Annotated in this window: 3 protein-coding genes; 1 reads left to right on the forward strand and 2 read right to left on the reverse strand. The window is 70.2% G+C overall.

Annotated elements, in window-relative coordinates:
* Positions 1 to 440: Hpt domain-containing protein (locus FV218_RS22260; RefSeq protein WP_187273150.1), on the reverse strand; the 440-nt coding region annotated here is incomplete at its 3' end.
* Positions 441 to 701: 261 nt separating this feature from the next.
* Positions 702 to 1,424 carry a histidine phosphotransferase family protein gene (locus tag FV218_RS22265; RefSeq protein ID WP_147711586.1) on the reverse strand — a complete coding sequence of 241 codons (723 nt, stop codon included), beginning with the start codon at positions 1,422 to 1,424 and terminating at the stop codon, positions 702 to 704.
* Positions 1,425 to 1,722: 298 nt separating this feature from the next.
* Here FV218_RS22265 and FV218_RS22270 point away from each other — a divergent pair.
* On the forward strand, positions 1,723 to 2,151 hold a 429-nt coding region (locus FV218_RS22270), incomplete at its 3' end, for an inositol monophosphatase family protein (RefSeq protein WP_281407892.1).

Raw genomic sequence — 2,151 nt, forward strand, 5'->3', positions numbered from 1 at the left:
ATGGCGGCGGGCAAGGGGGCCGGCAAGGGCGCCGGAAGCGGGGGCGCGGCGTCGGGCGCCTGCATCGGCCCGGCGGACATGACGTCGAGGGCGTCGATGAGGTCGTCGTCGCTGCCCGTCGGCTCCGTGCCGGTGTTCTCAAGCTCGCCCAGGATCGCCTTGAGCCGGTCCAGGGTGACGAGGATCAGGCTCACGGCGGGGCCGGTCACCGGCATGCCGTCGCGGAACTGGCCCATGAGGGTCTCGGCGGCGTGCGCCAGGGCTTCGAGGCGCGGCAGGCCGAGGAACCCGCAGGTGCCCTTGATGGTATGGACGAGGCGGAAGATGTTCCGGAGGATCGTCTGGTTGTTCGGGTCCTGCTCGAACCGCACGAGCTCGGCATCGACGGTGTCGAGATGCTCGGCGCTCTCGGTCAGGAACTCACGCAACAAGTCGTCCATGAGAGGCACTCGGTCCAGATACGCACTACGGTCTGTGCAGTCGGACCTTGCGGCTAAATGGGTTAGTGAAGAGTTTCCCCTGGCGTGACGCTTGAACGAATGGGGGCAGTATTTGTTATTGTGCCGCTGAGGGCGTCACTATGGTTAATCGACTTTTCCGCCGCCGGATTGTGCCGGTCCCGGGATGACGCGATTCCGTCGCGCCCGGCGGGCGCGATCGGGGTTTCCCGGGACGCGGCGGACCCGTCCCCGCCGAGCGGATCAGGCCAGGGCGGTATCCGGCGGCTCGTCGTCGGCCGGGGGAACGTCGTGCGGCGCCGCCACGGGCGACGGCGCGGCCTCGGGCGTCGGCACCGCCCCGATGGTCACCCTGTCGCCGGTGATGGCGAAGGTGACGTCCATCTCGGCCGCCCGCGCCACGAGGCCGGCATAGAACGGCAGGATCGCGTGGGCGTCGACGGTGCCGCCCTCCGGCGTGCCGGCCATGAGCGCCTCGACATGGGGCGGGATGCGCGCGTGCGAGCCCTTGGCGGTGATGACGATGGTCGGCGCCTCGCCGTCGCCCTTCACGGTGACGTCGATGAGGCCGCCGCGGGGGATGGCGCTCTGGGCGATCACCACGAGGTTGAGGATGAGCTTGACCTTGTTCTTCGGGTACAGCGCCTGGGGGGCGCTCCAGGCGAGCTGGGTCTTGTCGTCCGTGAACATGCCGCGCGAGACCTTCTCGGCGTCGGCGAGGTCGATGGAGGCCCCGGCCGAGCCCGCCGCCCCGAAGGCGATGCGGGCGAACTGGAGCCGGGCCGAGGCCTGGCGCGCGCTCTTGGCGATGAGTTCGAGGGCGAACTCGCGCATGGAGGCGTCGGATTCGTCCTCCAGGACCTCGAGACCGTTCACGATGGCGCCCACCGGGCTGATCACGTCGTGGCAGACCCGGGAGCACAGCAGTGCCGAGAGGTCGAGGGCATCGAGTTGGACGAGGGTCATCTTGCGCTCCGCGCGAGGCACGTATCGGGGGCCGCGGGCGACGGGGCCGGAACCGAATGGCCGGTCGCCACCGGAACCGATAGACGCCGCCCGTTGCTTTGAAAAGGACCAGCACCGGCGGGCGCCGGTTCGGAAAAGGACCAGCACCGGCGGAGCGCCGGTTCGGAAAAGGACCAGCACCGACACGTTGCCGGTCGGAAAAGGATCGGCACCGGCACGTGGCCGGTCGGAAAAGCGCCGGGCGGGGCCGTCCTCCGCCTCGACAACCCGTCCGGACCGGGGCATGACGTTAGGGATCATGTCACTCGACGCGCCGACGCGCGACCGTATCGCGGCAACATTGACGGAGATCGCCTGCCAGGCGGGCGAGATCCTCCGGGGCTATCACGGCGGCGACTGTCCGCACGTGCTCAAGCCCGACGGCTCCCCGGCGAGCCTCGCCGACACGGCCTCCGAAGCCCTGATCCTCGCCGCCCTCAAGCGCCACTGGCCCGACATCCCCGTGGTGGCCGAGGAATCCTCCGCCGACCATCCGCCGGCCGACCTGTTCTTCCTCGTCGATCCCCTCGACGGGACGAAGGACTTTCTCGCCGGCAACCGGGAATACAGCGTCAACATCGGCCTGGTGCAGGGCGACCGCCCCGTGGCGGCGGCCCTGGCCGCGCCCGGCCTGGCGCGGGTCTGGGGCGCGGGCGCCACGGCCTTCGAGGCCGCCATCGTCGACGGC

The organism is Methylobacterium sp. WL69 (assembly GCF_008039485.1).
In the GTDB taxonomy this organism is placed as follows: domain Bacteria; phylum Pseudomonadota; class Alphaproteobacteria; order Rhizobiales; family Beijerinckiaceae; genus Methylobacterium.

What these genes read in the sequence shown, in the direction of transcription:
- FV218_RS22265 (WP_147711586.1), bottom strand. Translation starts at nt 1,424, where the DNA reads ATGACCCTCGTCCAACTCGATGCCCTCGACCTCTCGGCACTGCTGTGC.